A 2,971-nucleotide genomic window follows, 5' to 3' on the forward strand; every position below is an offset into this window, starting at 1 on the left:
CCCTCTTTTATCCATATCACCGAAAACCCGGCGGAAGAATTTCCCGGATTCAGGCCTCTCGCCTGAGTGTTGGCGCTTCGCATTGAATCGGGCAGAGTATTTACGAAATCGTCTAACATTTCACGCGGAGGGGAAAACAAAAATGCTGCGTTTATAACTGTCAGCACTTCCTTGCGGCTGTCCGTTATCACTGTCAAATTGGCCGTCATTCCTGGCAGTAGTTTCATGTCCGGATTGTGAACTTTTACTATCACAATGTATTTGACGACATTTTGAACAAGTTCCGGCTGAAGCCTTATCTGACTGACAATTCCCTCAAATGTGTCACCGGGATACGCGTCGACATCGAAAACTACTTTTTGACCTTCCCTAATGACTCCAATGTCGGTTTCGTCTATCAGGGCTTCTATCTGCATGTCTGTAAGATCGCTCGCTATAGTGAACAGCGTTGGGGTGTTTAGGCTGGCCGCGACCGTCTGGCCTTCATCTACGGCTCTTGAAATGACGATTCCGCTTATCGGGGAAGTTATTACGGCGTTGTCGTAGTTTATTTTTGTTCTGTACAGCTGAGCCTGAGAGAGGGTGAAAGAAGTGCGGGCTATTTCGACGGCATCTATCTGATTGTCGTATTCCTGGGAAGATATGAGATTCTGATCGTAGAGCTGTTTTATCCTTTCGAGCTCTCTTTTCGCCTGTTCGAGCTGTATGGCGCTTTTATCGTAACTCGCCTGAGATTCAAGAAGCGAAGCCCTGAGGCCTCTGGAGTCGAGAACCGCCAGAGTCTCGCCTTGCCTGACAGTTGAGTTGAAATCCACTTTAATTTCCTGGATGACGCCGGAAATCTGCGTTCCTACCTCGACTGTGCCGACGGCTTCAAGTGTGCCTGTCGAGGTTATTTCGGAAATCAGATCTTGTCTGGAAACAACGTCCGTAATATAGCCGGTTTTTTCTCCGTTTTTTCTTTTAAAAAAACCGAAAGCGAAAAACAGGAAGACGATAATAACGGCGATAAAAATCATAGTAAAAAATAATCTCTTTTTCATGACTCTTCCTTTGGCTATTTGACATAATGTATTATTTTTAATGAGTGATATATTTATAAATGCTTAGACATGATATCAAAGAATAAAGTTTAATTCAAAAAGTTGTTTTAAAAAATTATTTTAATAGAAATTTAATTCCGGTATATTAAAATACAGGAAAATTGTAAAGGAAATTCGTATGCAAAAATCGTTAAAAAGAACGATCTTGATCTCCCTTCCATCGGTGCTGATCGGATTAGGACTTGTCGTTGCCGCTTATTTCACTCCTCCGGAAGCCAAGACCGATGACGGTCATCAGCTTAAACTGTTTTTATACATAATGGGCGGAAGCTTTTCGCTGACGTCTGTTTTTTCAATTATTTTACTTTATTTCATGGTTTTTTCAAAAACGAGAAAAAAGCAGTATCTTATTGCAAACGGAAGAAGAGCCGACGCTGAGATAATAGAAATTCGCAAGACGGGTACAGTTGTCAACAATTGTCCTCAAGTAATCCTGACGCTTAGAATAAACACTTACGATAGGCCGCCTTACACTCTAAAACATAAAATTGTCATGAGCGAGACGGAGATTTATAAACTTGAGACTGGTAGAAAACTGAAGGTCTACGTAGATCCAAAAAATTCCAAGAATATTTATCTTGAGACAGGGGCTTAATCCGGGAAATTTTGTGTGTTTGAATCCGGCTTTGTTTCTGATAAAATATGTCCCCACTCAAAAAAGAGGAGCTAATGAAAAACCATCACAAAATTCTTGCCGCCCTGCTGATTGCAATGGCGGCTGTTTTCGGGACCATTTACCTGAAAAAATATGTTTTTGACGGCAAGCGGACTGAATTTGAACTGACTGAGAGCACCCCGGAGAGATTCGCTGAATACAAGAAAAAAATGAGGGGGGGCGACACCAGTAAAAAACCCACGGAATGGTTCACTCTTTCAAGGGCGTATCCTTATGAAGAGATACCTTTTGATGGCTATATGAATGCTTTAAACCGAGCCATGGATTTGAGAAGAGCCACTTCCAATGCCGACTATTTCACGGTCACGCAGGCCGGGCCGACTAACGTAGGCGGAAGAATAACCGATGTATTGGTCCACCCGACAGACACAAACCTTATATACGCCGGAGCGGCGCTCGGCGGCATATTGAAGTCAACTGACTGCGGTTACACCTGGGATTTCGTCTCCCAGGACGTGCCGAATCTTTCAGTTGGCGCTCTGGAACTAGATCCGCAAAATTCCCAAAAGGTCTATTTCGGAACCGGCGAGGCCAACTCGAGCGGAGACTCTTACGAAGGAACAGGTTTGTACATGAGCACAGACGGAGGCGCTACGTGGCAGTTTCTCGGTCTGGAACACTCCAGGCACATTGGCAGGATTAGAGTCAGCCCGGTAGATTCGAACAGAATCTATGTCGCGGTGATGGGTTCACTTTTCGGAGTTAATTCCGAAAGGGGCCTTTACAGAAGCACTGACGGCGGTTCTACCTGGGAGAGGAAGCTATATGTCAATGACACTACAGGCTGTATAGACGTCGTTATAAATCCACAGAATCCAAATATTTTATACGCCGCCATGTGGCAGAGAATAAGAAAACCGGATTACAGAAACGTCGGCGGCATGGGAACTGGTATCTGGAAATCAACAGACGGAGGGGAGACGTGGACAAAATTGACCAACGGACTTCCTGCGGATTCTCCGACAAACGGCAGAATTGGCCTCGCTTTGGCTCCTTCAAATCCAGACATTGTATATGCCAGCTACGTAAACCATCCCGGGGATTTTCTTGGGATTTGGCGCACGACGAATGGAGGAACTTCTTGGGAATCGCGGCTGGTCAGCCCCGGTCTCTCATCTTTCTCAAGCTTCGGCTGGTATTTCGGTCAGACATGGATTAGCCCGACTAATCCGGACATAGTCTACATCGGTGA

The 2,971-nt window shown here is 44.8% G+C and carries 3 protein-coding genes; 2 read left to right on the forward strand and 1 reads right to left on the reverse strand.

Translation table 11 applies throughout. The annotated features are described in order from the left end of the window. Positions 1–1,043: efflux RND transporter periplasmic adaptor subunit (locus JXL83_05595; GenBank protein ID MBN2363585.1), on the reverse strand; the 1,043-nt coding region annotated here is incomplete at its 3' end. Positions 1,044–1,221: 178 nt separating this feature from the next. Between JXL83_05595 and JXL83_05600 the strand changes: the two genes are divergently transcribed. Next, positions 1,222–1,698 (forward strand): hypothetical protein, encoded by a 477-nt coding sequence (locus tag JXL83_05600; protein MBN2363586.1) that lies wholly within the window; start codon positions 1,222–1,224, stop codon positions 1,696–1,698. A gap of 74 nt (positions 1,699–1,772) precedes the next feature. Next, on the forward strand, positions 1,773–2,971 hold a 1,199-nt coding region (locus JXL83_05605; GenBank protein MBN2363587.1), incomplete at its 3' end, for a hypothetical protein.

Source organism: candidate division WOR-3 bacterium (genome assembly GCA_016934535.1).
Classification (GTDB): Bacteria; SDB-A; SDB-A; order SDB-A; family SDB-A; genus JAFGIG01.